At 65.0% G+C, this 25,005-nt stretch carries 22 protein-coding genes and 1 tRNA gene; 12 read left to right on the forward strand and 11 right to left on the reverse strand.

The genetic code is table 11. From position 1 onward, the window contains the following. Positions 1-47: 47 nt before the first annotated feature. The 6 genes from cydB to AC5Y7D_RS21210 form a co-directional block, all read right to left on the reverse strand. Positions 48-1,088, reverse strand: coding sequence for a cytochrome d ubiquinol oxidase subunit II (gene cydB / locus AC5Y7D_RS21185; protein WP_499927398.1), 1,041 nt, complete (start codon positions 1,086-1,088; stop codon positions 48-50). Between the two features lie 23 nt (positions 1,089-1,111). Next, a complete protein-coding gene (locus tag AC5Y7D_RS21190) occupies positions 1,112-2,581 on the reverse strand; it encodes a cytochrome ubiquinol oxidase subunit I (protein ID WP_499927399.1) in 1,470 nt (489 codons plus the stop codon). Between the two features lie 95 nt (positions 2,582-2,676). Then, positions 2,677-3,252, reverse strand: a complete 576-nt coding sequence (locus AC5Y7D_RS21195; RefSeq protein ID WP_499927401.1) for an HdeD family acid-resistance protein — start codon at positions 3,250-3,252, stop codon at positions 2,677-2,679. A 43-nt stretch (positions 3,253-3,295) separates the two neighbouring features. Next, positions 3,296-4,627, reverse strand: a complete 1,332-nt coding sequence (locus AC5Y7D_RS21200) for an adenylate/guanylate cyclase domain-containing protein (RefSeq protein WP_499927403.1) — start codon at positions 4,625-4,627, stop codon at positions 3,296-3,298. A 169-nt stretch (positions 4,628-4,796) separates the two neighbouring features. Further along, positions 4,797-6,074 carry a DUF1214 domain-containing protein gene (locus AC5Y7D_RS21205; protein ID WP_499927405.1) on the reverse strand — a complete coding sequence of 426 codons (1,278 nt, stop codon included), beginning with the start codon at positions 6,072-6,074 and terminating at the stop codon, positions 4,797-4,799. Positions 6,075-6,174: 100 nt separating this feature from the next. Next, positions 6,175-6,251, reverse strand: a tRNA-Leu gene (locus AC5Y7D_RS21210). Positions 6,252-6,320: 69 nt separating this feature from the next. On the opposite strand from AC5Y7D_RS21210, the gene AC5Y7D_RS21215 reads away from it, so the two are divergent. Both AC5Y7D_RS21215 and AC5Y7D_RS21220 read left to right on the forward strand, forming a co-directional pair. After that, the gene (locus AC5Y7D_RS21215) at positions 6,321-6,944 is read left to right on the forward strand and encodes an ANTAR domain-containing response regulator (RefSeq protein ID WP_499927407.1); all 624 of its coding nucleotides are present in this window, start codon (positions 6,321-6,323) and stop codon (positions 6,942-6,944) included. Between the two features lie 82 nt (positions 6,945-7,026). Beyond that, complete coding sequence (locus AC5Y7D_RS21220) at positions 7,027-8,622, forward strand: serine/threonine-protein kinase PknH/PknJ (protein ID WP_499927409.1); 1,596 nt, start codon at positions 7,027-7,029, stop codon at positions 8,620-8,622. Positions 8,623-8,631: 9 nt separating this feature from the next. Here AC5Y7D_RS21220 and AC5Y7D_RS21225 read toward each other — a convergent pair whose 3' ends face one another. Further along, positions 8,632-9,834 carry a lipid-transfer protein gene (locus AC5Y7D_RS21225; RefSeq protein WP_499927411.1) on the reverse strand — a complete coding sequence of 401 codons (1,203 nt, stop codon included), beginning with the start codon at positions 9,832-9,834 and terminating at the stop codon, positions 8,632-8,634. A 10-nt stretch (positions 9,835-9,844) separates the two neighbouring features. Next, a complete protein-coding gene (locus tag AC5Y7D_RS21230) occupies positions 9,845-10,327 on the reverse strand; it encodes a Zn-ribbon domain-containing OB-fold protein (RefSeq protein WP_499927412.1) in 483 nt (160 codons plus the stop codon). A 141-nt stretch (positions 10,328-10,468) separates the two neighbouring features. Here AC5Y7D_RS21230 and AC5Y7D_RS21235 point away from each other — a divergent pair, with 141 nt between their 5' ends. The 5 genes from AC5Y7D_RS21235 (at position 10,469) to coaE (ending at position 17,396) form a co-directional block, all read left to right on the forward strand. Beyond that, complete coding sequence (locus tag AC5Y7D_RS21235) at positions 10,469-10,756, forward strand: putative quinol monooxygenase (RefSeq protein ID WP_499927414.1); 288 nt, start codon at positions 10,469-10,471, stop codon at positions 10,754-10,756. A 97-nt stretch (positions 10,757-10,853) separates the two neighbouring features. Beyond that, positions 10,854-13,529, forward strand: a complete 2,676-nt coding sequence (gene polA / locus AC5Y7D_RS21240; RefSeq protein WP_499927489.1) for a DNA polymerase I — start codon at positions 10,854-10,856, stop codon at positions 13,527-13,529. 28 nt (positions 13,530-13,557) lie between these two features. After that, a complete protein-coding gene (locus tag AC5Y7D_RS21245; protein WP_499927416.1) occupies positions 13,558-14,523 on the forward strand; it encodes a lysophospholipid acyltransferase family protein in 966 nt (321 codons plus the stop codon). Between the two features lie 200 nt (positions 14,524-14,723). Continuing rightward, on the forward strand, positions 14,724-16,169 hold the full coding sequence (gene rpsA, locus AC5Y7D_RS21250; protein ID WP_499927418.1) for a 30S ribosomal protein S1: 1,446 nt from the start codon (positions 14,724-14,726) through the stop codon (positions 16,167-16,169). A 12-nt stretch (positions 16,170-16,181) separates the two neighbouring features. Beyond that, complete coding sequence (gene coaE, locus AC5Y7D_RS21255; protein WP_499927420.1) at positions 16,182-17,396, forward strand: dephospho-CoA kinase; 1,215 nt, start codon at positions 16,182-16,184, stop codon at positions 17,394-17,396. A gap of 16 nt (positions 17,397-17,412) precedes the next feature. Here the strand turns inward: coaE and AC5Y7D_RS21260 are convergent, their stop codons facing one another. Next, positions 17,413-18,084: a TetR/AcrR family transcriptional regulator gene (locus tag AC5Y7D_RS21260; RefSeq protein ID WP_499927422.1), complete on the reverse strand. Its 672-nt coding sequence runs from the start codon at positions 18,082-18,084 to the stop codon at positions 17,413-17,415. A gap of 62 nt (positions 18,085-18,146) precedes the next feature. Between AC5Y7D_RS21260 and AC5Y7D_RS21265 the strand changes: the two genes are divergently transcribed. The 4 genes from AC5Y7D_RS21265 to larC2 all read left to right on the forward strand — a co-directional run bounded on the left by AC5Y7D_RS21265 (position 18,147) and on the right by larC2 (position 21,648). Next, complete coding sequence (locus AC5Y7D_RS21265; protein WP_499927424.1) at positions 18,147-18,593, forward strand: Rv1443c family protein; 447 nt, start codon at positions 18,147-18,149, stop codon at positions 18,591-18,593. Positions 18,594-19,034: 441 nt separating this feature from the next. Then, positions 19,035-19,856 carry an ATP-dependent sacrificial sulfur transferase LarE gene (gene larE / locus AC5Y7D_RS21270; protein WP_499927425.1) on the forward strand — a complete coding sequence of 274 codons (822 nt, stop codon included), beginning with the start codon at positions 19,035-19,037 and terminating at the stop codon, positions 19,854-19,856. Continuing rightward, the gene (gene larB / locus AC5Y7D_RS21275; RefSeq protein ID WP_499927427.1) at positions 19,853-20,509 is read left to right on the forward strand and encodes a nickel pincer cofactor biosynthesis protein LarB; all 657 of its coding nucleotides are present in this window, start codon (positions 19,853-19,855) and stop codon (positions 20,507-20,509) included. The genes larE and larB overlap by 4 nt, the downstream gene beginning before the upstream one ends. Then, positions 20,506-21,648: a nickel pincer cofactor biosynthesis protein LarC2 gene (larC2, locus tag AC5Y7D_RS21280; RefSeq protein WP_499927428.1), complete on the forward strand. Its 1,143-nt coding sequence runs from the start codon at positions 20,506-20,508 to the stop codon at positions 21,646-21,648. The genes larB and larC2 overlap by 4 nt, the downstream gene beginning before the upstream one ends. Positions 21,649-21,658: 10 nt before the next feature. On the opposite strand, the gene AC5Y7D_RS21285 is transcribed toward larC2, so the two are convergent. Next, a complete protein-coding gene (locus tag AC5Y7D_RS21285) occupies positions 21,659-22,882 on the reverse strand; it encodes an MFS transporter (RefSeq protein WP_499927430.1) in 1,224 nt (407 codons plus the stop codon). Between the two features lie 315 nt (positions 22,883-23,197). After that, complete coding sequence (locus AC5Y7D_RS21290; RefSeq protein WP_499927491.1) at positions 23,198-23,638, reverse strand: ribonuclease FAU-1 family protein; 441 nt, start codon at positions 23,636-23,638, stop codon at positions 23,198-23,200. 515 nt (positions 23,639-24,153) lie between these two features. On the opposite strand from AC5Y7D_RS21290, the gene AC5Y7D_RS21295 reads away from it, so the two are divergent. Further along, positions 24,154-25,005, forward strand: coding sequence for an alpha/beta fold hydrolase (locus tag AC5Y7D_RS21295; protein WP_499927431.1), 852 nt, complete (start codon positions 24,154-24,156; stop codon positions 25,003-25,005).

The raw sequence follows: 25,005 nt of genomic DNA on the forward strand, positions 1-25,005 counted from the left end.
TGCCCGCCACAGCCGTGGGTCCAGTGGTGCCCGAGAGCCTTGCTCGGTCAGGACGGGCGCCTGGTGAGACCGATCGAGGGGGGTATTCCGTCAGCCGAAATACGTTGCCGGAAAACCCAATACGTCCAGGCCTGATAGATCACGGTCAGGGGCGTCATGATCGCGGCCACCCAGGTCATGATCTTCAGCGTGTAGGGCGTCGAGGAGGCGTTGTAGATCGTGACGCTCCATTGGCTGTTCAGCGTCGATGGCACCAGATTGGGGAACAGCGAGCCGAACAACAACACCACGACGCTCGCCACCACCAGCAGGGCGCAGACGAACGCCCACCCGTCGGATGCTCCCCGCCACGCCAGCAGCACTGCGGTCAGCTGGGCCAGGACCGCCACGCCCAGCACCGCCCAGGTCCACTGCTTACCGTAGGCCAGTTGCGTCCAAACCCCGAAGCCCGCAACCAAAGCCGTGGCCGGCAGGGAAAACCACCGAGCGAATCGGTGGGCGTCGTCGCGGACGCCGCCGGCGGTCTTCAACGCCACGAACAGTGCACCGTAAAACAGGAACAATGCGGCGGTGGCCACCCCGCCCAGCAGCGTGTAGGGGTTGAGCACATCGCCGATCGACAGGTTGACCTGCCCGTCGGCGTCCACCGGCAGGCCGCGCACCAGGATCGCGAACGCCGTGCCCCACAGGATCGCGGGCAGCCAGGACCCGACCGCGATGCCGAAGTCGGCCCAGCCACGCCATTTGGTGTCATCGACCTTGCCGCGCCATTCGATGGACACGATGCGCAGGATCATTCCGAACAGGATCGCGAGCAGCGGTAGGTACAGCGTCGAGAACACGGTGGCGTACCAGCCGGGGAATGCGGCAAACATCGCCGCCCCACCGGTGATCAGCCACACTTCGTTGCCGTCCCACACCGGCCCGATGGTGTTGAGCACGGCGCGCCGGTGTGCTTCGCGGTCACCCTTGCTGACCCGCGCAAAAGGCTCCATCAGCATGCCCACCCCGAAGTCGAATCCCTCCAGGACGAAGAAGCCCAGAAACAGCGCCGCGATGAGGCCGAACCACAGCTGTTGCAGGTTCATGTGTCAGCTCCGTTCGGGCTCTGCTAGTAGGCGAAGGACAGGGGTTTGACCTGCTCGGGCTCGGTTTCCCGGTCCTGCGGCGGCGGCGCGGCCGGTTCGGCGTCGTGTTCCTGCGGCCCTTCGGCGATATAGCGCTTGAGCAGCCAGAACCAGATGACCGCCAGAACCGCGTAGACCAGCGTGAAGGTCGCCAGCGAGGTGACGACCATGCCGGGGGTGTGGTGTGAGACGCCGGCCGCGACCGTGAGGTGAACGTTCTGGTCCCCGGTGGGATTCGGGGCGACAATCCATGGCTGACGGCCCATCTCGGTGAACACCCATCCGGCGACATTGGCCAGGAACGGGGCGGGGATCGTCAGCAGCGCGAACCAGCCGAACCAGCGCTGGTCGGGAATACGTCCACCCCGGGTGAGCCACAGTGCAAGCAAGGCGAACAGCACCGGGATCGCGAGCAGCCCGATCATCACCCGGAACGACCAGTAGGTGACAAAGAGGTTGGGGCGGTAGTCATTTGGTCCGAATCGCTGCTCGTAGTCCCGCTGGAGGTCGCGCACACCCCGCAACTGGACACCCTCGGTCTTGCCTTCGGCAAGGAAGGGCAGCACGTACGGCACCTCGATGACACGGGTGAGGGCGTCGCAGTTGTTCTGCCGGCCGACGGTCAGGATGGAGAAGTCCGGATCGACCTGGGTGTCGCACAACGATTCCGCGGACGCCATCTTCATCGGTTGCTGCTGGAACATCAGCTTGCCCTGGTGGTCGCCGGTGAAGAACAGGCCGACGGTGGCCAGCAACACCACCCAGCAGCCCAGCGCGGTGGCGGGCCGGTACATCGCCCGGGTGCCGGGGCCCACGGTGGTGGTCTGCGACCGGACCAGCCACCATGCGCTGACGGCGGCGACGAACGTTCCGGCGGTCAGCAGCGCGCCGGTCACGGTGTGACTGAACGCGGTCAGCCCGGTGTTGTTGGTGAGCAGCGCCACGATGTTGTTCAACTCGGCGCGTTTGGTTTCCGGGTTGTAGTGCACACCGACCGGGTGCTGCATGAACGAGTTCGCCGAGATGATGAAGAACGCGGAGACGTTCACCGATATGGCGACGATCCAAATGCAGGCCAGGTGTACCAGGCGCGGCAACCGGCTCCATCCGAAAATCCACAGGCCCAGGAAAGTCGACTCGAAGAAGAAGGCCAGCAGGCCTTCCATGGCCAGTGGCGCGCCGAAGACGTCGCCGACGAATTTCGAGTACTCGCTCCAGTTCATCCCGAACTGGAATTCCTGCACGATCCCGGTCGCCACACCGATCGCGAAGTTGATCAGAAAAAGCTTGCCGAAGAACTTCGTCAGCCGGTACCAGGCGACGTTGCCGGTCGCGGTCCACGCCGTCTGCATGATTGCCAGCAGCGGGGCCAGGCCGATGGTCAGCGGCACGAAAAGGAAGTGGTAGACGGTCGTGATGCCGAACTGCCACCGCGATATGTCGACGACGTTCATCTGTTAACTCCCAGGCTGCGGGGACAGTCAAACACCTACGACACAGTGTAGTAGTCGTGATTGACCATCGCTAGCGTCAATAGGTGGAGGAACTTCTACCTGAGCCCTTGTGAGGCCTTGCGGATACCGAATGCGGAGACGATCTCGAATACGCCGATGACCATGCACCAGATCCCGACGACCAATGCCAGGGTGATGATCGACTCGAACGGGGAAGCCATCACCACGATCCCGGCGAGCAGGCTGATCACGCCGATGAAGATCTGCCAGCCACGACCGGGCAGAGCCGGATCGCTGATGGCCGATACCGTGGTCGCCACGCCCCGGAAGATGAAGCCGACGCCGATCCAGATCGCCAGCAGCAGCACTGCGTTGCCGAAATGCCGGAACGCCAGCACGGCCAGAATCAGCGACGCCGCGCCGCTGACGAACAGCAGGATGCGGCTGCCCGCCGATACGTGCAGGGCGAATGCGAAGGCCACCTGCGCGGCGCCGGTGATGAGGAGATAGACACCGAACACGATGGCGGCGACCAGAACGGACTTGCCCGGCCAGGCCACAACCAGGGCGCCGAGAGCAAGTGACAAAACGCCCGATATCAGCGTGGTCTTCCAGAGATGTGGCAGCAAGCTCGGGGCAGGCAACGTCACAGGACTGTTTTCCATGGGCATCAGTGTGGCCCATGTGGTGGTTTCCTGGAAGGGGCTTTTGTCCTTAGACGACGGCGGCGCGTGCGTCTTCGGCGCGTAGATCGCCGGCCGGTTCGGGCAGCTTGCGGCCAACGAGATACCAGGTGCGCATCACGCCCTTGCCCTTGACGTCGATGTGGCCGCGTTCGCGCAGCACGAATTCGTCTTTGAGGCGTTCGTAGACCTCGTCGGGCACCTGGATCTGGCCGACGGAGTCGGTGGACTCCATCCGGGATGCGACGTTGACCGCGTCGCCCCAGACGTCGTAAAAGAAGCGGCGCGACCCCACGACGCCGGCCACCACCGGTCCGGTCGCCAGGCCGACCCGCAGCGGAACCGGACGACCATGCGGATCCTTGAGCGCGGCCGCGACGTCGGCCATATCGAGGGCAAAGTCGGCCAGTGCCTGGACATGGTCGGGCCGGGGCTGCGGAACCCCGCTGACCACCATGTAGGAGTCGCCGCTGACCTTGATCTTCTCCAGCCCGTGCTTGTCCACCAGTTCGTCGAACGCGGTGTACAAGCGGTTCAGGAAGCGGACGAGGTCGGCGGGTGGGGTGCTGCTGGCGCGCTCGGTGAAGCCGACGATGTCGGCGAACAGGACGGACGCGTCGTCGTACTTGTCGGCGATGACTCGTCGGTCCGGCGCTTTGAGGCGTTCGGCGATGCTGGCCGGCAACATGTTGGCCAGCAGCGCCTCGGAGCGTTCGTACTGGTCTTCCATCGCCGCTTCGGCGCGCGCGGTGTCGCGCAGGGCGAACCAGACCGTCACCACCACCACCACGCACGCCGACAGGGTGGTGATGACGAAGCCCGTCGTCTGGGCCCAGGGCGGCTGCAGGCCGGTGTCGCGGGGAAGCGCCAGCTCGGCGGTGATGACCAGGGCAGCGGAGAGCGCCGCCAGGAAGCTCGCCAGCACAATGTGCTCGATGCCCAGCACCAGCACTACCAGACACGCGCCGACCAGGAAGAACAGTTTGGCGCCCGAGCCGGTGCCGACTTCCCAGCAGCTGGCGAACACGGTGGTGTACGCCGTGAAGATGAACGTCAGGGGCGCCACCAGCTCTCCGAAGCGATGCAGCATCGGAACGATCGCAAAGATCGCCATTGCGGCGATATTGATCCAGAGGACTTCCCACAGCCACGAGCCCATGAAGAACTGCACGCCGACGAAGCTGGCGCTGACCACGACCGACATCCAGGCGGCGATATTTAGAATGCGCGCCCGGCGGGCAGCGCTTGCGGCGTAGTGCTGCCGGATGTCGCGGGTCTGCGATCGGACGGCGGCAACGCAGTCTGGCCGGAGTTCTGAGCCGTCCGCGCCGGCCGATCGAACACCGCATTTCTTGGCGGCCACGGATAAAGCCTAACTGTTGACCTCACTAAACGAGCGGTCTTGCCGCCCGCTATTCCACCGGCGTCAACAATGAGCACCGCGGCCGAAATTCCCGAGCCGGGTGAGCTGAGGTCTCGCGAGCAACCGACGGTGCTCAACGTCTTGCCAATCTCGAGGCGGGGCGAGGAGTTCAGGTCGACAACCCCGGCTCGAACACCTCAGCGACGGGAAGCTCGCGGTGCTGGGGCAACAGACAGCGGATGGCGAAGATCCCTTCGGTCAGCCCGGCGGTGTCGATCCAGTTCGGATGATCGGGATCTCGCGGTCCAAGCACCACCTCATAGCTGCCGTCGGGGGCCAGTTCGACATCGGCGCCGGTGAGATAACAGCGGTGTTCCGGGAAGTCCGGGGTGTTGAACCAGCGGTCGTAGAACACAAAGGACCAGAACCGCGCCGTCGGGGGTGTGCCACGCAGACGCAGCGCCTGGCCGGGTCCCAGATTGACATAGAACCCGTCATAGACGTTGTCCAGTGTCGGAAACAGCGCGCCGGTGTAGCGCGGATGGTGAATCGGCGCCTCCGGCGGCGGGTAACCGTTCACCCCGGCGGCGCGCAGCACCTCGGTCACGGCCATCGTGGACTGGATCTCGTCACGAAAGAACGCCTCGGCGCTGTCGGCCCGCTGCGCCATCGACGGTCCGCCTCCAGCCGGCGGGTTGAGGCACCGCAGTATGAGACCGGGCTCCGCCTCAGGTGGGCTCTGATGGTAGAGCCGAACCATCACCAGATAGTCATCGTCGACCAGCGGCAGCCACGGCGTGCCGTCGACGGGATCCCGGCCACCGATGAGCAGGTCGATCTCTCGGCCGTCACCGAGCAGCCTCTTGTCAGAGATGTTGGCCGCCGGTGCGTTGTAGCCGGGGCCTTTGGTGTAGACCTGCACACCGGCGTAGACGGCCGCGCCGATCGACCCATGCAGCCGGTACCGCAGATCCGGCGACACCGGAGCGCTCAAGTAAAGGGTCGTCGGATTGTCCCCACCGTACTTGCGCCAGGGCCTTTCCCAGTTGGTCAACCGCGGGGCCGTCGGATCGCCCTTCTGGAACCACATCTCGGTGGCCAGATCGTAGGCCGACAGCAGAAAAAACAGTGCCCGCTCCGTCTCGACCGGACCCAGGCCGGCCACCTCGCGATGGACGCGGTCCGCGTTGTCGGTCAGGGCGCGCGCCAAGCGCAGGGCGGAATCCGGCACGCTGACATCATGCCCGGTCCGCTTCCGGTCCAGCAGCAGGAACAACGCCGGGTCGAGTACTACCGCCAGGATCAGCAGCCAGGTTTGGCGCCGGTCTCCCGGTGTACCCGCAGGTGCCCGAGAAAGACCGTCCCGTGGACGATCGGGACCGCCAGGCTGGTCTGACGCACCGTCCGCGCGGACGGCCGCGTTGACGATCTCGCCGTCGGCGTTCACCCTTGTTTCAGCCGCGGGCTCCACTGCGTCGTCCCGGGGGGAACCGGACGACAGATAGGCCTCTGATCTGCAACAACATTCATCGTTGACTTGCCGTCGGTGGTGCCCTCGGTGAGATTCGAACTCACACTGTACGGGTTTTGAATCCGTTTCCTCTGCCAGTTGGGATACGAGGGCCGGTGCCGGTCTCCTACCTTAGAGGACCCCCCGAGTTCCCTTGCAGAGCCTCGCGACACAATGTCCGTCATGACCGGCCCCACCACCGCTGCCACCGACGCCGCTCCGCCGCCGCGCCGGGTGCTCATCGCGGAAGACGAAGCGCTCATCCGCATGGACCTGGCTGAGATGCTGCGAGAGGAGGGGTACGACATCGTCGGCGAGGCCGGCGACGGCCAGGAAGCGGTCGAGCTCGCCGAGCAGCACAAGCCCGACCTGGTGATCATGGACGTCAAGATGCCCCGGCGCGACGGCATCGACGCGGCGGCGGAGATCGCCAGCAAGCGCATTGCCCCGATCGTGGTGCTGACGGCGTTCAGCCAGCGCGATCTGGTCGAGCGTGCCCGCGATGCCGGGGCGATGGCCTACCTGGTCAAGCCGTTCACTGCCAGTGACCTGGTTCCGGCCATCGAGTTGGCGGTCAGCAGGTTCAGTGAGCTCACCGCCCTGGAGCGGGAAGTCGAGACACTGTCGGATCGGCTGGAAACCCGCAAGCTGGTCGAGCGTGCGAAGGGCCTGCTCCAGGTGAAACAGGGCATGACCGAGCCGGAAGCCTTCAAGTGGATTCAGCGCGCCGCCATGGACCGGCGGACGTCGATGAAGCGCGTTGCCGAGGTCGTGCTGGAAACGCTCGATACGCCCAAGGACGCCTGACGCGGTCAGAAGCACAATCGGGAGTCAGAGAGGCGATCTTGCGACTGCTCGCGATGGAAGCGGGCGGGATTCGGGTAGGTGGATGCAGAGCGAGCAACTCTTTGGTGACTACCGGCTGATCGATCTGATTGGCCGCGGTGGCATGGGCGAGGTGTATCGCGCGTTCGACACCACCACCGAACGGATGGTGGCGCTGAAGGTGCTGCCGCAGCATCTGGTGGAGGACGACAACTTCCAACAACGGTTTCGTCGGGAAGCTCTCGCGGCAGCCGGGCTCAACGAACCGCATGTCGTGCCGATCCACCGCTTCGGCGAGATCGACGGGCGCCTCTACGTCGACATGCGGCTCATCGAAGGCCGCGATCTGGAAGCTGTCCTGCAAACCGGCCCGCTGGCACCGCAGCGCGCCGTCGACATCACCCGGCAGGTCTCTGCGGCGCTGACCGCAGCGCACCGCGTCGGGCTGGTGCACCGCGACGTCAAACCTTCCAACATTCTGGTGACCGACGACGATTTCGCGTACCTCATCGACTTCGGTATCGCGCGCAACGTCAACCAGTCGGCCCTGACCAGCACTGGCGTGGCTGTCGGGACATTCGCCTACATGGCTCCGGAACGCTTCAGGGACCAGAACCCCGATCCGCGATCCGACGTGTATGCGTTAGCCGCCGTGCTGTATCAGTGTCTGACCGGCCGGCGTCCGTTCGCCGGGGACAACGCAGAACAGCAGATGATGGCCCACCTCACTGCTCCGCCACCGCGGCCCAGTGCCCTGGAACACGCATTGCCAGCCGGATTCGACGACGTCATCGCCAAAGGCATGGCCAAGAATCCAGACGATCGGTATCAGACCGCATCAGAGTTGGCCCAGGCCGCCCAGCACGTCGTAGCGGCCCTGGGACCGTCATCGACTTCTTCCGTGCTGGCCACCGAACCGGCCCAGAAAGCACCGCTGCCGCGCAACACGTCTGCGCCTCAATCCCCGAAGCGTCGGCGCAACGCTCTGCTCGCCACCTGCGCGGCCATCGTGGTGGCCACCGCGGCTGTCGTCGCAGTGTTGCACTTCGGCGGAAGTCGCACGCAATCAACGACTGCCGGGAGTGCGACCACGTCGAACGTGCCCGCGACTCGCATTGATTCGCTGATGTTGAGCACTGCGGAGGTCGCTGCGGCAACGGGCATCGCGGATCTCCGGCCCAATTCGGCCCGAAATAAGGCCCCGAGTATTTCCCCGACAAATCCGCCGGAGTGCGCACCGGTCTTCAACTTCTTCGTCGACTCGCTGATCAACGTGTCGGGCAACGCTCAATTGCGTTCCATCACCTACAAATTCACCAAAGGAAACTCCGACGGACTGATCGGTCAGGGCGTGCTCGAACTGCCCTCGCCTGAAGTGGCGACCGAAGTGCTAAACCGCATCACCGCGGCGTGGCGGCAGTGTGAGGGAAAGGTGTACCAGGGAAGTGACACGAGCAACCCATACCAGCTGAGTCCGCTGGTGGTCAGCACCGGCCGAACCTCCGCAGTGGCGATCAACCAGCGGCGCAACAACCTGCGGTGTGAGGACGTCGTCGCGACGGTGCAGAACTACGTCATCAAGACCGAAGCTTGCGGCAACATCGACGCGACCGTCGGCAACAGACTCGCCGACGCGCTGGCCGCCAAGGTGCGGGGTTGAGTCGCCCGGTCAGCGGGCGACGATTACCGATGACCCGTGGCCGAACAACCCCTGGTTGGCGGTGACGCCCACTTTCGCGTTCTCCACCTGCCGGCCCGTCGCCTGGCCGCGCAGCTGCCAGGTCAACTCGCAGACCTGAGCGATCGCCTGGGCGGGAATGGCCTCGCCGAAGCACGCCAGGCCGCCCGACGGGTTGACCGGAACGCGGCCTCCCAAAGCGGTGTCGCCAGAACGCAATAGCGCCTCGGCCTCGCCCTTGGGGCACAGCCCCAAATGCTCGTACCAGTCGAGTTCCAGCGCGGTGGACAGGTCGTACACCTCGGCCAGGCTCACGTCCTCCGGGCCGATGCCGGCCTCGGCGTAAGCGGCATCGAGGATCTGGTCCTTGAACACCCGCTCGGGCGCCGGCACCACCGCAGTGGAATCCGTTGCGATATCCGGCAATTCGGGAAGGTGCTGCGGGTATTGCGGAGTCACCGTGCTGACTGCACGCACCGACGGCACACCGTCCAGCGAACCCAGGTGCTTGCGCGCGAACTCCGCGCTGGCCACGATCAACGCCGCCGCGCCGTCGGAGGTGGCGCAGATGTCGAGCTGGCGCAACGGGTCGGAGACCACGGGGCTGGCCAGCACGTCCTGCACCGAGGATTCCTTGCGGTAGCGGGCATTCGGGTTCTGCAGGCCGTGCTGAGAGTTCTTGACCTTCACCTGAGCGAAATCCTCGGAGGTCGCCCCGTACAGGTCCATTCGGCGCCGCGCGAGCAGCGCGAAGTACACCGGGTTCATCGCGCCGATCAGGTGGAAACGCTGCCAGTCCGGGTCGTTCTTGCGTTCGCCACCGACCGGGGCGAAGGCACCCTTGGGCGTGGTGTCCGCGCCGATCACCAGCGCGACGTCGCAGAAGCCGGCCAGGATATGCGCGCGGGCACTCTGCAGCGCCTGCGAGCCGCTGGCACACGCGGCGTAGCTGGAGCTGACCGGCACCCCGTTCCAGCCGAGCTTCTGCGCGAACGTCGATCCGGCGATGAACCCCGGGTAACCGTTGCGGATGGTGTCGGCCCCGGCGACCAACTGGATCTGGCGCCAGTCCAGACCCGCCTCGGCCAGCGCCGCGCGGGCGGCGACCACGCCGTATTCGGTGAAGTCGCGGCCCCACTTGCCCCACGGGTGCATACCCGCGCCGAGGATGTACAGCGGTTCGGGGGCGCTCATGACGCATACCTCATTTGTGCCGCTCCTCTTCATCGCTACGCTCTGCATCGTCGCCGGCACGCTTCCACGCGTGCACGATGCGCTCGACACCTTCGTTGTCGGTGAACAGGGTCATGGTGGCCAGCTCCATCTGCATGCCGACCTTCAGGTCCGCCGCGAGGGTTCCTTCAATCACCTTGCCCAGCACGATGATTCCCTCGTCGGCAAGTTCGACGGCGGCGATGGCGAACGGCTCGAACGGATCAGCTGCCGGATAGGGTGCCGGCGGTGGGTAACGGTTCTCGGTGTAGCTCCACAGCTTTCCGCGCCGCGACAGGGCGACCGACTCCAACGAGTCGCTGGCACAGCCCGGGTTCGGGCAGTTGTTTTCGCGCGGCGGAAAGACATAGGTGCCGCACTGCGGGCACTTGCTGCCGATCAGGTGGGGTAGTCCGGCATCGTCGGTGGCGAACCACCCGTCGATCGCCGGTTCTTGGCTTTTGACCTCTGGCACTACGCCAGATTACTCAACACCGGCCGAAAAACTGAAACGTGTTCCAGTTCGGCCCCGCGGTGCCCGGCGCACACCGATGAGATCGGCGGGTGCCGCCGGTCATAACCGGCGACCGCAATCGTTCAGGCAAAGGAGTGCGCAATGGTGATCGTCGCGGGATCCATCGTCGTCGACCCGCTGCGACGGGATGACTACCTGGCCAGTTGTGCAGCGGTGATGCGGCAGGCGCGGCGTGCACCGGGCTGCCAGGACTTCGCGATCACCGCCGATCTGCTCGATCCGGGTCGCGTCGACATCTTCGAACGATGGGAGTCGCAGGCTTCGGTCGACGCCTTCCGCGGCAGCGGACCGGGGACTGAGCAACAAGACGCGATAGTTTCGGGAAGCGTGTGTGAGTACGACGTGGCGGCCGAGCGGCGGCTGCTGTGATGTCGGCGGTGGTGCCTAGAGTAGGCCCGTGAGCCCACCAAGGACCGCCGCAGGCACGGCGAATCCCGCAGACACCGCCAACGACAAGCCCACGCTCATGCTGCTCGACGGCAATTCGCTGGCTTTCCGGGCGTTTTATGCCCTCCCGGCAGAGAACTTCAAGACCCGCGGCGGATTGACCACCAATGCGGTGTACGGCTTCACCGCGATGCTGATCAACCTGCTGCGCGACGAGTCGCCGACGCACATCGCCGCGGCTTTTGACGTCTCCCGGCAGACTTTCCGCTCGGAGCGCTATCCCGAGTACAAGGCGAACCGGTCCTCGACGCCCGATGAGTTCCACGGCCAGATCGACATCACCAAGGAGGTGCTCGGCGCCCTGGGTATCACGGTCCTGGCCGAGCCCGGATTCGAGGCCGACGACATCATCGCCACGCTGGCCACCCAGGCTGAGAAGGAGGGCTATCGGGTGCTGGTGGTCACCGGCGACCGGGACTCGCTGCAGTTGGTGAGCGACGACGTCACGGTGCTCTATCCCCGCAAGGGCGTCAGTGAACTCACCCGGTTCACCCCGGAGGCCGTGGTCGAGAAGTACGGGTTGACCCCGCGGCAGTATCCGGACTTCGCGGCGCTGCGCGGTGATCCCAGCGACAACCTGCCGGGCATCCCCGGGGTGGGGGAGAAGACGGCATCGAAGTGGATCATCGAGTACGGCTCATTGCAGTCCCTGGTCGACAATGTCGACTCGGTGCGCGGCAAGGTCGGGGACGCACTACGGGCGCACGTGGCCAACGTGGTGTTGAACCGGGACCTCACCGAACTGGTCAGGGATGTGCCGCTGGCGCAGACCCCGGACACGCTGCGGCTGCAGCCCTGGGACCGCGACCACATCCACCGCCTGTTCGACGACCTCGAGTTCCGCGTGCTGCGGGACCGGCTGTTCGACACGCTGGCCGCCGCCGGGGGACGGGTACCCGAGGTCGATCAGGGCTTCGACGTACGCGGCGGCGCGCTGCAGCCCGGCACCGTCGGGCAGTGGCTGACCGACCATGCCGGCGACGGCCGCCGGTCCGGACTGACGGTGGTGGGCACGCACCTGCCGCACGGTGGCGACGCCACGGCGCTGGCCATCGCCGCAGCCGACGGGGACGGCGCCTACGTCGACACCGCCACGTTGACACCCGAGGACGACGCCGCATTGGCAGCCTGGCTGGCCGATGCCGCCAAACCGAAGGCCCTGCACGAGGCGAAGCTGGCGATTCACGACCTGCGCGGTCGCGGGTGGAACCTCAACGGCGTCACTTCCGACACCGCGCTGGCCGCCTACCTGGTGCGGCCGGGGCAGCGCAGCTTCACTCTCGATGACCTGTCCCTGCGTTATCTGCGTCGCGAGCTGCGTGCCGAAAGTGCTGAGCAGCAACAGCTCTCGCTGCTCGATGACGACGACGGCACCGACGACCAGGCCGCGCAGACCGCGATCCTGCGGGCCCGGGCCGTCATCGACCTCGCCGACGCCCTGGACGCCGAACTGGCGCGCATCGACTCCACGGCGTTGCTGGGCGAGATGGAGTTGCCGGTGCAGCAGGTGCTGGCCGGCATGGAAAGCGTCGGCATCGCCGTCGACCTGGGCATGCTCGGGGAGCTGCAGAGCCACTTCGCCGACCAGATCCGCGACGCCGCCGAGGCGGCCTACGCCGTGATCGGCAAGCAGATCAACCTGGGTTCGCCCAAACAGCTGCAGGTCGTGCTGTTCGACGAGCTCGGCATGCCCAAGACCAAGCGCACCAAGACCGGCTACACCACCGACGCCGATGCCCTGCAGTCCCTGTTCGACAAGACCGGCCACCCCTTCCTGCAGCACCTGTTGGTCCACCGCGACGTCACCCGCCTCAAGGTCACCGTCGACGGCTTGCTCAATTCGGTGGCCGCCGACGGCCGGATTCACACCACTTTCAACCAGACGATCGCCGCGACGGGCCGCCTTTCCTCCACCGAACCCAACCTGCAGAACATCCCGATCCGCACCGACACCGGCCGGCAGATCCGGGATGCGTTCGTGGTTGGTTCGGGCGAGTACACCGAGCTGATGACGGCCGACTACAGCCAGATCGAGATGCGGATCATGGCGCATCTGTCCCGCGATGAGGGGTTGATCGAGGCGTTCAACACCGGTGAGGATCTGCACTCGTTCGTAGCGTCGCGCGCGTTCGGGGTGCCGATCGACGAGGTCACCGGCGAGCTGCGGCGCCGGGTGAAGGCGATGTCTTACGGACTGGCTTACGGCCTGAGCGCCTACGGGTTGTCGGCGCAGCTCAAGATCTCCACCGAGGAAGCCAAGGAGCAGATGGATCAGTACTTCGCCCGGTTCGGCGGTGTGCGCGACTATCTGATGGCGGTGGTCGAACAGGCTCGCAAGGACGGATACACCTCGACGGTGCTGGGCCGGCGGCGCTATCTGCCCGAGTTGGACAGCAGCAACCGCCAGGTGCGCGAGGCCGCCGAGCGGGCGGCGCTCAACGCGCCGATCCAGGGCAGCGCCGCCGACATCATCAAGGTGGCGATGATCGAGGTGGACAAGGCGATCAAAGCCGGCGGGCTCGCGTCACGGATGTTGCTGCAGGTCCACGACGAGTTGCTGTTCGAGATCGCGCCCGGCGAACGTGACCGGCTCGAGGCGCTGGTCCGCGACAAGATGGGTGGGGCCTATCCGCTCGACGTGCCGCTGGAGGTGTCAGTGGGATACGGCCGGAGCTGGGACGCGGCCGCCCATTAACGGGTGCTGCCCACCGTAAACTGCTGAGATGGCGGATGTGGCCGAGCGCAAGCCGCTGGTGCGTTATCCGCTGATGGTCTTCTCCAAGCTGTTCGGACTGCTGCCCGGGCCAGTCGCCGATGCGTTCCTGGCGGTACTGGCCAGGGTCGTGTACTGGCGGGGCCGTGCTCAGCACCTGCACGTGTTGCAGGACTTTCGCGACAACGTCGACCCGACGGCGCAGTTCTCCGCACGTAAGTGGCGGCCGGTCCAGGCGATGTACCGGGCGCTGGTCCGTAACGCCAATGACGCCATCTGGTTCCTCGCGGCCACCCATCGCGCGGCGCGGCGGCGCTTCAGGATCGCGGACCCGTCACCCCTGTATGCGGCCCTCGAAGCCGGGCGCCCGGCAGGGGTGGGTGCCATCGTCGCGTTCCCGCATCTGGGTTCCTACGCGGCGCTGCCGATCGTGCTCGCACTGAACGGGCTGCCCACCACCGTGGTCGCCAACCGGCAGCGTGCCCTGATGCAGTGGGTGATCGCCCGCGGCGCGCAGAAGGCCCGGCTGGAACTGATCACCGTCGAGCGCACCGGGGGAGTGAGTACCACCGCGGCCATGTCGGATGCCATCCGGCGCGGCCGCATCGTCGCGGTCGCCGGCGACTACTTTCGCGCCCGCGAAGGTGCCCAGGGCGCATTGAGCTCGGGTGTTGCTGTCGACCTCGCAGGCATCAAGCGCCCGGTCGGCCCGGGACCGGCGCTGTTGGCTCTGCGCACCGGTGCCCTGATCGTCCCCGGCGCCGTGTTTCAGCACAAACATCGACGGGAACCGGTCTTCGGGCAGCCGATCTGTGCCAGTGACCCGCTCGGCAGTGACGACGGCGACATGAGGGAGGCCGTCCAGGTCACCTCGCAGCGCATCGCCGACGCGATGGCGCAGTTCATCGAGCGCGCGCCCGACCAGTGGCTGATGCCGGGCGGACTGGTATCGGACTCCGTGGGCCGCCGGCGATAGGTATCGCCGGCTCGAACCCGGGGCCGGGTGTGACCCACGGCCGGCACCCCAGTAGTCTGATCGGGATTTCGACCGAGTTTGTCCAGCGTGTATGCCGTCAAGTAGCCTCGACAGATACCCGTTTGCGCTCGATCGCGGGTCACATCAATATCGCAAGTCCCAGTCCCTACGATGAATCCTGTCCGGAGCAACCCAACAATATGCCGAGTCCCACCGTCACCTCGCCGCAAGTAGCCATCAACGACATTGGCACCAGCGAGGACTTTCTCGCCGCAATAGACAAAACGATCAAGTACTTCAACGATGGCGACATCGTCGAAGGAACCATCGTCAAAGTGGACCGGGACGAGGTGCTCCTCGACATCGGCTACAAGACCGAAGGGGTCATCCCTGCCCGCGAGCTCTCGATCAAGCACGACGTCGACCCGAACGAGGTCGTTTCCGTCGGTGACGAGGTCGAGGCACTGGTTCTCACCAAAGAGGACAAAGAGGGCCGGCTCATCCTGTCCAAGAAGCGCGCACAGTACGAGCGCGCCTGGGGCACCATCGAGGAGCTGAAGGAGAAGGACGAGGCCGTCAAGGGCACCGTCATCGAGGTGGTCAAGGGTGGCCTGATCCTCGACATCGGGCTGCGCGGCTTCCTGCCCGCCTCGCTGGTCGAGATGCGTCGCGTCCGCGATCTGCAGCCGTACATCGGCAAGGAGATCGAAGCCAAGATCATCGAGCTGGACAAGAACCGCAACAACGTGGTGCTGTCGCGGCGGGCCTGGCTGGAGCAGACCCAGTCCGAGGTGCGCAGCGAGTTCCTCAACCAGCTGCAGAAGGGCACCATCCGCAAGGGTGTCGTCTCGTCCATCGTCAACTTCGGCGCCTTCGTCGACCTGGGCGGGGTGGACGGCTTGGTGCACGTCTCCGAGCTGTCCTGGAAGCACATCGACCACCCGTCCGAGGTGGTGCAGGTGGGCGACGAGGTCACCGTCGAGGTTCTCGACGTCGACATGGACCGCGAGCGGGTTTCGTTGTCGCTGAAGGCAACTCAGGAAGACCCGTGGCGGCACTTCGCCCGCACCCACGCGATCGGGCAGATCGTGCCGGGCAAGGTCACCAAGCTGGTGCCCTTCGGTGCGTTCGTCCGCGTCGAGGAGGGCATCGAGGGTCTGGTGCACATCTCCGAGCTGGCCGAGCGCCACGTGGAGGTGCCCGACCAGGTGGTCGCCGTTGGCGACGACGCGATGGTCAAGGTCATCGACATCGACCTGGAGCGTCGCCGAATCTCGTTGTCGCTCAAGCAGGCCAACGAGGATTACACCGACGAGTTCGACCCGGCCAAGTACGGCATGGCGGACAGCTACGACGAGCAGGGCAACTACATCTTCCCCGAGGGCTTCGACGCCGAAACCAACGAGTGGATGGAAGGCTTCGACGCCCAGCGCAACGAGTGGGAGGCGCGCTACGCCGAGGCCGAGCGCCGGCACAAGATGCACACCACGCAGATGGAGAAGTTCGCAGCTGCGGAGGCGGCGGACCACGGTGGCGGCGGGCAGTCGTCGTCGAGCAGCAGCTCCTCGGAGAAGTCTGCGGGTGGGTCGCTGGCCAGCGACGCCCAGCTGGCGGCTCTGCGGGAGAAGCTCGCCGGCAGCGCTTAACAGCACGCGCGGATGCTGCGCATCGGGCTGACCGGCGGCATCGGTGCCGGGAAGTCGGCGGTGTCCACCACGTTCTCGCAATGCGGCGGGATCATCGTGGATGGGGATGTCATCGCCCGTGAGGTGGTCGAGCCAGGGACCGAAGGACTGGCGTCGCTGGTAGACGCCTTCGGCGAAGACATTCTCCGTCCCGACGGTGCCCTGGATCGCCCCGCTTTGGCGGCCAAGGCGTTTGCCGACGAGGAACAGCGCAAGAAGCTCAACGGCATCGTGCATCCGCTGGTCGGCAAGCGACGTGCCGAGATCATCGCGGCCGTTTCGCAGGATTCCGTTGTGGTGGAAGACATTCCGCTGCTGGTGGAATCCGGGATGGCGCCGCTGTTTCCGTTGGTGGTGATCGTGTACGCCGATGTCGAATTGCGGGTGCGGCGTCTGGTTGAGCAACGCGCCATGGCCGAAGCGGACGCCCGGGCGCGGATCGCCGCGCAAGCCACCGACGAACAGCGTCGGGCCGTCGCGGATGTGTGGCTGGACAATTCGGGCAGTCAGGATGACCTGGCATTACGCGCCCGAGACGTGTGGCACAACCGAATCGTGCCCTTCGCGCACAATCTCAGCGAGCGGACCTGTGCCCGCGGCCCGGCCCGGCTGGTTGCGGCTGACCCGACGTGGCCGGATCAGGCCCTTCGCATCGTCAACCGGCTCCGGACGGCGTGCGGTCACCGGGCGCTGCGGGTGGACCATATCGGGTCGACGGCGGTGCCTGAATACGACGCCAAGGACGTGATCGACATCCAGATCACCGTCGAATCGCTGGAAGTGGCCGACGAACTCGTCGAACCGCTGTTGGCCGCCGGGTATCCGCGACTCGAGCGCATCACCCAGGACAACGCCAAGGCCGATGCCCGCAGCACCTTACCCGGACTGGACCACAGCGACGATCCGGCACTGTGGCGCAAGCGCATTCACGCCTCGGCCGACCCGGGCCGGCCCACCAATGTGCACATCCGGGTGAGTGGCTGGCCCAATCAACAGTTCGCGCTGCTGTTCGTCGACTGGCTGAAAGCCAATCCGGTTGTGCGCGAAGACTATTTGACGATCAAGCGAGCAGCCGAAGCGCATGGAGACGGCGACACCACCCGGTACGCCACCGCCAAGGAACCGTGGTTCCTCGACGCCTACCGACGTGCGTGGGAGTGGGCCGATACCACCGGCTGGAAGCCCTGAGCCGGTATGCCGTTCGTCACCGACATCCTGGGCCCGTGACACTTGGCGAGTTGCGCGGGCCGCCGCCTTCCAGATACCCCATGAGCAATGCCACGATTTCGTCCTCGACTTCCTGAAAATCCGCCGGTTCCGCTGACGTGACGAGTCGGTGCACCAGCGAATCGATGGTCGCGACGACGACGTGGGCGGTCAGGCGGCCGGCTCGGCTGTCCGGGTGCTGCTGGAGTAACTGATTGGCCAGGTTCACGGTGAACTGCTCCAACTCGCGTACCCGGGCAAGAAACGCCGGCGCCCTCGGGGCCTCCTCGAACAACACCCGATGCAGGCGAGGATTCTCCCGGTGGTTATCAATGGTGGCACGCACGAACAATCGCAGGGTGTCGTCGAGCCGTGGTGGCAGGCCTGCGGCCAGACGTTCGCTCAGCAGCTTCGTTCCCGCATCCACGTGTTCGTCCATCAAGGACCGCAATACCGCATCTTTATTGGGGAAGTACTGGTAGAACGACCCGATCGAGAGTCCGGCCCGTTCGGCGATGCGGTTGGTAGTACCCGCGAAGTACCCGTGCTCGGCGAAAACCTGAGCCGCGGCATCGAGGATGCGTTGCCTGGTCTCGGTGGCCCGCTCCTGTTTGGGCTGCTTACGCTGCCGAAATCGGTCGCTGGGAGGGATGGTGCGTCTCCTGGTCAAAAGCGAGTAGTCATTCGGCGCGCTACTGAGCAAAATTAGGGGAGCCTAACAAGGAGCCGATCGTGCGCACCGTACACGTCGAAACTATCCTGCCCACCAGCGCGGACCGAGTGTGGTCGGCAATGCTGTCGCCGGCCACCTTCCTCTACGTGTGCAAGGGCTTGCTCGGATTCCCCGCGTTGGCCGGGCGTACCGAACCGCTGCGGCAGGGCGAACGCGGTACCGGTTGGCTGTTGGCGTTTCATGTGATCCCCGCCTACCGGCACACCATTGAGGTCATCGACGTCGACGAGGCCAGCGGAACCATCCGCACCCGGGAACACGGCGGAATTCTCAAGGCGTGGAACCACACCTTGCGCGTCGAGCCGTTGCAAGGGGATTCGTGCCGCTACAGCGACACGGTCGACATCGACGCCCGCCTGCTCACCGGCGTCGTGGTGGTGCTGGCGAACGCCATCTACCGGTATCGGCAGCGGCGCTGGCGCAGGCTCGTGCGAGGTATGTCATGACACGTCATGACCAATTTCCGCGCGCCGTTTGACCAGCAGCCACGTTCTGCCGAGCCCCTCCGCACGCGGGTCATGGCATAACGGCCATGCAGTTTGTCGCACCGCTGGTGGAGCGAGACCTGCGCGCGCCGGCAAACAGTTACTGAACCGCCGCAGGCGTCTGATCTGCGGTCCGTACCCCCGTCGGAATTGATAGTTGCGCATTGCAACAATATCTATGCATAATAATGCTGACCGCCGACCGAATAACGTTCGGAATCACATACGCAAAAGGCGGTTGCGCTGTCCCGACGCGGGGATCTCCGCAACGCAATATCGTGCTGGCCGTACCTAGCTCGCCAGCCCACACTTACTTAATACTCAACTTGTGAGCACGGGAACAGTGCACGGCCAGCGAGGGTCGACGACATGAACGCATCACACGGAGATTCAAGGAAGACAATGGTTACCCAGAAGGTCCCGTCGATGAAGCTTACTCAGCTGCGGCAAGCCCTGGATGCGACGCCGGCCCGCATCGTGGCGTGCAGCGGCGGCGTGGACAGTCTGCTGCTGGCTACTGTCGCCCATCGGGCGGCGCCGGAGAACACGGTAGTGGCTCACGCCGTCACACCGGCCGTGCCCGCGGCGGCCACAGCCCGGGTCATCGCCCAGGCTGAGCGTGAGAATTGGACGCTTGAATTGGTCCGTTCCGCGGAGTTCGACGACGAACGTTATCTCGCCAATCCGCGCAACCGCTGCTATTTCTGCAAAAGTCACCTGTACGCGGCGATCGGCGAGCTACCGACCCGTGCCGGCGCAACGGTGTTGAGCGGCGCCAACACTGACGATCTGGGCGAGTACCGTCCCGGTCTGATCGCCGCCGAGGAGAACGGCGTCCGACACCCCTTCATCGAAGCGGGTTATGGCAAGGAAGACATCCGGTCGGTCGCCCGCGAGCTGGGGCTTAATTTCGCGGAGCTTCCAGCGTCACCCTGCCTCGCCAGCCGCCTATACACGGATACCGCCGTGACGCCGTCGCGGCTTCAGTCGATTGAAATCGGTGAAGACCTGTTACGGATGCTGACCGGAATCGATGTCGTCCGGTGCCGGCTACGTGAGGACGTCGTGCTAATCGAGGTGACGGCCGAAGACCACGAATTGGTCACCACTGACGTCATCGATCGGGTGGCTACGGCCATGCGGACGGTTGAGCCGTCGCTGCGTGATGTCGTCTTGGACGACAAGCCCTATCGTCCCGGTCGCGCCCTTAAGCTGCTCGCGTGACCCTTCGATACGACTACGCCCGCCTGGCGCGGATTGGAATGCCGGAGGCGACGTTCTGCCTTAACAAGACGACGCAGCAACTCCGCGCTATCGTCACCGAGCTGGTCGGACGTCCCGACAACCCGGTGCTGTTCACGCGGATGAGCGACTCTCAGTACCAGGCTGTCCGGGATCTTGCCGGCAACTCGATGGACTACGACTCGGAGTCGGCAACATCCTTTATGCATGGTTGCCTGTCACCCCGGGAGGGCGCGGTGGCCGTTGTGACTGCTGGAACGTCGGACATCCCTGTCGCAGCCGAGGCTTGTCGCACTCTCGAATTTCTTGGTTTCACAGCCACTCGTATCGTCGACGTCGGGGTCGCTGGTCTCTGGCGTCTGCTGGAAAGAGTTGAAGACATCGGCGCGTGTGACGTCGTGATCGTGGTCGCCGGAATGGATGCCGCACTGGCCTCGGTGATGGGGGGGCTTACCGGCCAGCCCATCATCGCCGTACCCACATCGACCGGCTACGGCGCCGCCGCGGACGGGCACTCCGCGCTTCACTCGATGCTGACCAGCTGTGCGCAAGGCATTGCCGTGACGAACATCGACAACGGGTTCGGGGCGGCGTGCGCGGCCAACCGAATCTTGCTGAGGCTGCACCGCAAGTGATCGGCTGGATCGACGCCGGAGCTGGGGTAAGCGGCAAAATGCTACTCGGCGCTCTCGTCGACGCCGGGGTGCCCCTGGAATTGTTGCAAGCGGCGATTGACCGACTTGACCTCGGCCTCATGCTCCGGTCGACGATCTGCGAGCGGGCCGGCACCATTGCCACCGATGTCGAGATTTACGGGGACCAGGACCCGCGGCTTCCGGAATTTGAACGGCTGATCGATCGAATTGAAGAACCTGTTCGCTCTGTCGCCGGCGCCATCTGTCGTCGGCTTGTCGAGGCTGAGTCGCGCGTCAAGCGAAAGCCCGCGACCAGAGTCGACCCGGGTCATCTGCGCGACACGCTCGCTTACTCCGTCGGCTCAGCGGCCGGGTTCCATCACTTGGGCCTGGAGGAGCTACATTGCTCGCCGGTGAGTCTTGGCAGCGCAGCGTCGATGTCAGCGCGTGTGGTTTTGGAACTCCTCAAGGGCCTGCCGGTGGCCGTGGGTCCGACCACGTTGGAAGGCACAACGCCCACGGGCGCAGCGGTGCTCGCAACGCTGGTGACGGGATGGGGCGAGATGCCCCCGCTGGTCTTAGGTCAGGTGGGATACGGTGCGGGCCAGGGCAATGGGCCCGAAGTAGCCAATGCGCTCCGCATCGTGGTCGGTGAACCGTTCGACCAAGAGGCCTGCAGCGTGCAGCTCGAAACCAACGTGGACGACCTCGACCCACGCGTATGGCCATACGTCATCGAGCGACTGCTCGCCGCCGGGGCCTACGATGCCTGGCTCACCCCTATCATCATGAAGAAGGGGCGCCCCGCCCACACACTCTCGGTACTGGCCCCCGCAAATCGCGCTAGGGATCTGCGTGCCATCATATTTCGCGAGACCAGTTCGATCGGACTGCGCGAATCGACGGTGACCAAGCACTACAAGTTAGCCAGAACGGAAGTCCTGATTCAAATCGGCGGGCAACCGATCCGCATCAAGATCGCCCGGCTGGACGGTGAAACCGTCAACATCAACCCCGAGTGGCGAGATGTGGTGGCGGCTGCACAAGTGCTCGGACAACCCGCGAAGCATGTGTTGGCTGATGCCCGCCGACTTGCATACGACGAGGCTATGAAAAGTACTGTCGCGCAGTCGGATTGAACGCGTCACGTTATGAGTCAGCTGTCTCGCCTACGTTAGGTGCCGGTGTAACGGTCCGCGACGACGCAAGAAATGCAGCGATCGCAAACGTCAGCGCGACTGCGAGGAAGACCCACGGAAGCACTCGGTCGACGGTGAACAACGAGGAAAACACTCCCGGGCCGACAGCGATGGCGATACCCCACGACCACGAATAGACGGCGGAATGGCGACCCGTCCTTCCTGGCGGTGCGAAGCTCAACATGACCTTCAGTCCGGTGGCACCGAAAGTGGCGGAGGCCAAACTGAACAGGACGACGGCCACGCCCAGCAAAACTGATCTCCCCGCCGGGGCCGTCACCATTACGATGAGCACCGCGAAAACGATCTCGAGCAGCCCGGCCGCCAAAGCCAACAACCGCAGCCCGGATCGGCGACGTCCCCATCGAGCCGCCAGCGGCGCGAAGGCAGCGACCAAGATGCTGACCACCAGATAGGCAACCGACGGAGCCCAGATCGGGAAGCTCAGCGAGAGCAGATACACCGGCAGTATTGAGTCGAAGCCGATGTTTGCCAACGCGACCGCGAAGATCGCCGCGACGAACACCAAGAACCGCCGTTGCGCCAGCACGTCGCGATAGCCGCCCGTACCTCTGTCGACACCGTGCCTAGCCTGATGATCGAAGCGCCGCAGCCGCCAGAACAGCATCCCGCAAACAGCAAAGCTGAGGGCGTTCGCCAGCACGATGGACGTCCAGAACAGCCCGCCACCGCGCTGGGCCCACGCGCCGAGCGACCCGATCAGTCCGCCGAGCCCCAGACCGACACTGCGCGAGGCATTGATCATCGAAAAAAGGTTGACGCGAGCGTCTTCAGACCGAGCCAACGCACTTACCATCCCGGGATGCGCCACCCAGAACAAGCGGCCGCCAAAGCTCAACGCCACCGCGATCACCGACAGTGACGCAAAGGTGTTGTCAGCGAGGTAGCAAGGAAAGGCAATCACCCGGATCAGCGAACTGAGCGTTGCGGTGCGAAAAGGCCCGATATGGTCAACGATGGCTCCAGTCAACAAGCCGCCCCCCACCAGCGCGACGAGGCCACCCAGTGTCAGCGCGGCGCCGGCATCGGCCAGCTTCATGTGACGTGCGTAAGTGAAGTAGAGCAGGGAGAACGGAATCCACACGCCGCTGCCGGTGGTATCGATGACCATCGCCATCAGATAAGTGCGGCGGTCGGCCTGCCGCGTTACCATGCCACGCCGACTGTCCGAGCACCGCGCGTGCGCCCTATTGCTTCAGACAACTGTTGCCTACAGTACTTATCGCATGTGACCGTGACTGACAAAATAGCGTATCCGTCGCGGCGTACGTGAGAAGCGGTTTTGCGGTGTCTGGCCGCAAAACAAGCACCATGCAATGGCCGGATCCTGGCGGATGGGATGGGCCGCGGTGTTTGACGAGCAACCACTTTCGCCATGTCTGACGGGTTTCGTTGGCCTAGGCGCCGTAGTCCCGATTTCAAGCCGAAAGCCACTCTGGAGGGTCCCGGTACGTTAGGCACTTTCGCCCTAGGCCTGTCGCCAGCTGAGCGTCATGCCCTGGCCGGCCAGCCAACCCATCAAGTCGTAGCCGTGGCGGGCCAACCCGTCGAGTGCGCACACGGCGCGCCGGATCGCCAGCTCAGCCGTGTCTGGGCTCAGCAGGCCTTGCCGCACCGCGTCCAGCAGCTCGTCGACGTCGGTTAATTCCGCGCCGCCGGCCGTGCGTACCTCGATATCGAGGTAGTGGTCTTCCGAGCGCCATACTGTCTCGCCGGCTGTGTACTCGCCGATGTCGAGGTAGAAGTCATGTTCGCGTTCATGGCCCGGGTTGAAGTGAAACACCGTGGCACGCAACCCCAGTGCGGGCAGCAGCCAGGACTGCAGGTAGTGAAACTGGGCGCGGCCCGGAGTCGGTCGCGCCAGGTACAGGCCCCACGGGTGCACCCCATACTCGTCGACCGCCCGCACGATGCCTTTCGGATCGGTGTTGGTGTGGGCGGTCAGGTCGAAAGTCTCGTGCTTCGGTGGGTGGATCATCCGACTCTACCTACGGAGGCGCAGTTTCCAACGGACGAAGCAGGCACAGAACACCGACAGTGCGACCAGCATCCCCATGTCCAGCAACCAGATCTTGGGTGCACTCCGCCGGCAGCAGCTGCTACCGGCCGGGACATTCCGGTATTGGCGATGTCGGCCTCCAGCGACGGGTACCTGATCGAATGTGACCCCGTGTCCCGGATGTGGACGCGTCACCGCTGACCTGCGCGCAGGGAGCGCACCCGGCGTCGATACGAATGCAGGTGACGTGGGTTGACGTCGCGGTTAGGGGACTTCGGCCCTACCCGCGGGTTAGTCCCCGTGATTGCATCGAGAGACGGTGTCGGCCGGTAGGCCGCCGTGCTGAAGCTACGTGGCTGGCCGCCGCCGTCGGCACGGGCTGGTGTGCAGCGCGGCGGTACTCATAGGCGCGAGGGCGGGATGCGTTGGAGAGCTTCGACTTCCGGGGATTACTGATCACCTATGAGCACATCGGGCAGGGTGAGCCGGTGATCATGCTCCACAACGGTGGTTCGTCGCATGCCATCTGGAAGGAAGTAGCTGACAGACTGGCCGGCAAATACGAGATCTTCGCCATTGACCTGCTGGGGTTCGGCGGCTCGGCCAAGCCCGGCGCGGGCTACACCTTGGGCAACTACGTAGCGATGCTGGAGGAGTTCGTCAGCTCACTAGGGCGGGACAAGGTCGTGCTGGTGGGCAACTGCATGGGATGCGCCATTTCCCTGGCGTTCACCGAGAGCCATCAGGACCAGGTCAAGGCCCTGGTGCTGTGCAACCCGCTGACCGAGTCGACCTTCCTGGGTGGCTGGTTGGGACCGTTGCTCTGGTTGCGGGAGCGGATGCCCGCAGTCAATCGGCAGGTGTACCGGGTGCTCGGGCACCTGAAGCTCACCAACGGCATCGGCTCGGTCGCCACCGCGTTCCAGCTGGGGCCCCGTGGCCGCGCCCTCAAAGTCCATCGCAGCGCCGAAATCTACGGTCCCTATGCGGCCACCGGCCAGCTGGAGTCGCTGCTCGGGGTGCTCGACGACCTGGAGAACTACGCGGTCATCGACAACCTCGCGCCGCAGCCTGGGTTCCCGCCCATCTGCACCATCTGGGGGCTGAAGAACAAGATCGTCTCGCCCAAGGCAGGACGCCGCCTCAATTCGACCCTCCACCCCGCACGCCAGGAGTGGTTAGCCGACTCAGGCCACCTGCTGATGCTGGAGCGGCCGGATGAGGTCGCGTCGATCATCGACGAGTTCCTGCAGACTGCCGCAAGGACGCAGGCCTGA

The organism is Mycobacterium sp. NGS49 (genome assembly GCF_059812565.1).

What these genes read in the sequence shown, in the direction of transcription:
- AC5Y7D_RS21220 (WP_499927409.1), top strand. Translation starts at nt 7,027, where the DNA reads ATGCAGAGCGAGCAACTCTTTGGTGACTACCGGCTGATCGATCTGATT.
- AC5Y7D_RS21215 (WP_499927407.1), top strand. Translation starts at nt 6,321, where the DNA reads ATGACCGGCCCCACCACCGCTGCCACCGACGCCGCTCCGCCGCCGCGC.
- AC5Y7D_RS21195 (WP_499927401.1), bottom strand. Translation starts at nt 3,252, where the DNA reads ATGCCCATGGAAAACAGTCCTGTGACGTTGCCTGCCCCGAGCTTGCTG.
- AC5Y7D_RS21285 (WP_499927430.1), bottom strand. Translation starts at nt 22,882, where the DNA reads ATGGTAACGCGGCAGGCCGACCGCCGCACTTATCTGATGGCGATGGTC.
- rpsA (WP_499927418.1), top strand. Translation starts at nt 14,724, where the DNA reads ATGCCGAGTCCCACCGTCACCTCGCCGCAAGTAGCCATCAACGACATT.
- cydB (WP_499927398.1), bottom strand. Translation starts at nt 1,088, where the DNA reads ATGAACCTGCAACAGCTGTGGTTCGGCCTCATCGCGGCGCTGTTTCTG.
- AC5Y7D_RS21225 (WP_499927411.1), bottom strand. Translation starts at nt 9,834, where the DNA reads ATGAGCGCCCCCGAACCGCTGTACATCCTCGGCGCGGGTATGCACCCG.
- AC5Y7D_RS21235 (WP_499927414.1), top strand. Translation starts at nt 10,469, where the DNA reads ATGGTGATCGTCGCGGGATCCATCGTCGTCGACCCGCTGCGACGGGAT.
- polA (WP_499927489.1), top strand. Translation starts at nt 10,854, where the DNA reads ATGCTGCTCGACGGCAATTCGCTGGCTTTCCGGGCGTTTTATGCCCTC.
- coaE (WP_499927420.1), top strand. Translation starts at nt 16,182, where the DNA reads ATGCTGCGCATCGGGCTGACCGGCGGCATCGGTGCCGGGAAGTCGGCG.
- AC5Y7D_RS21245 (WP_499927416.1), top strand. Translation starts at nt 13,558, where the DNA reads ATGGCGGATGTGGCCGAGCGCAAGCCGCTGGTGCGTTATCCGCTGATG.
- AC5Y7D_RS21190 (WP_499927399.1), bottom strand. Translation starts at nt 2,581, where the DNA reads ATGAACGTCGTCGACATATCGCGGTGGCAGTTCGGCATCACGACCGTC.
- larE (WP_499927425.1), top strand. Translation starts at nt 19,035, where the DNA reads ATGGTTACCCAGAAGGTCCCGTCGATGAAGCTTACTCAGCTGCGGCAA.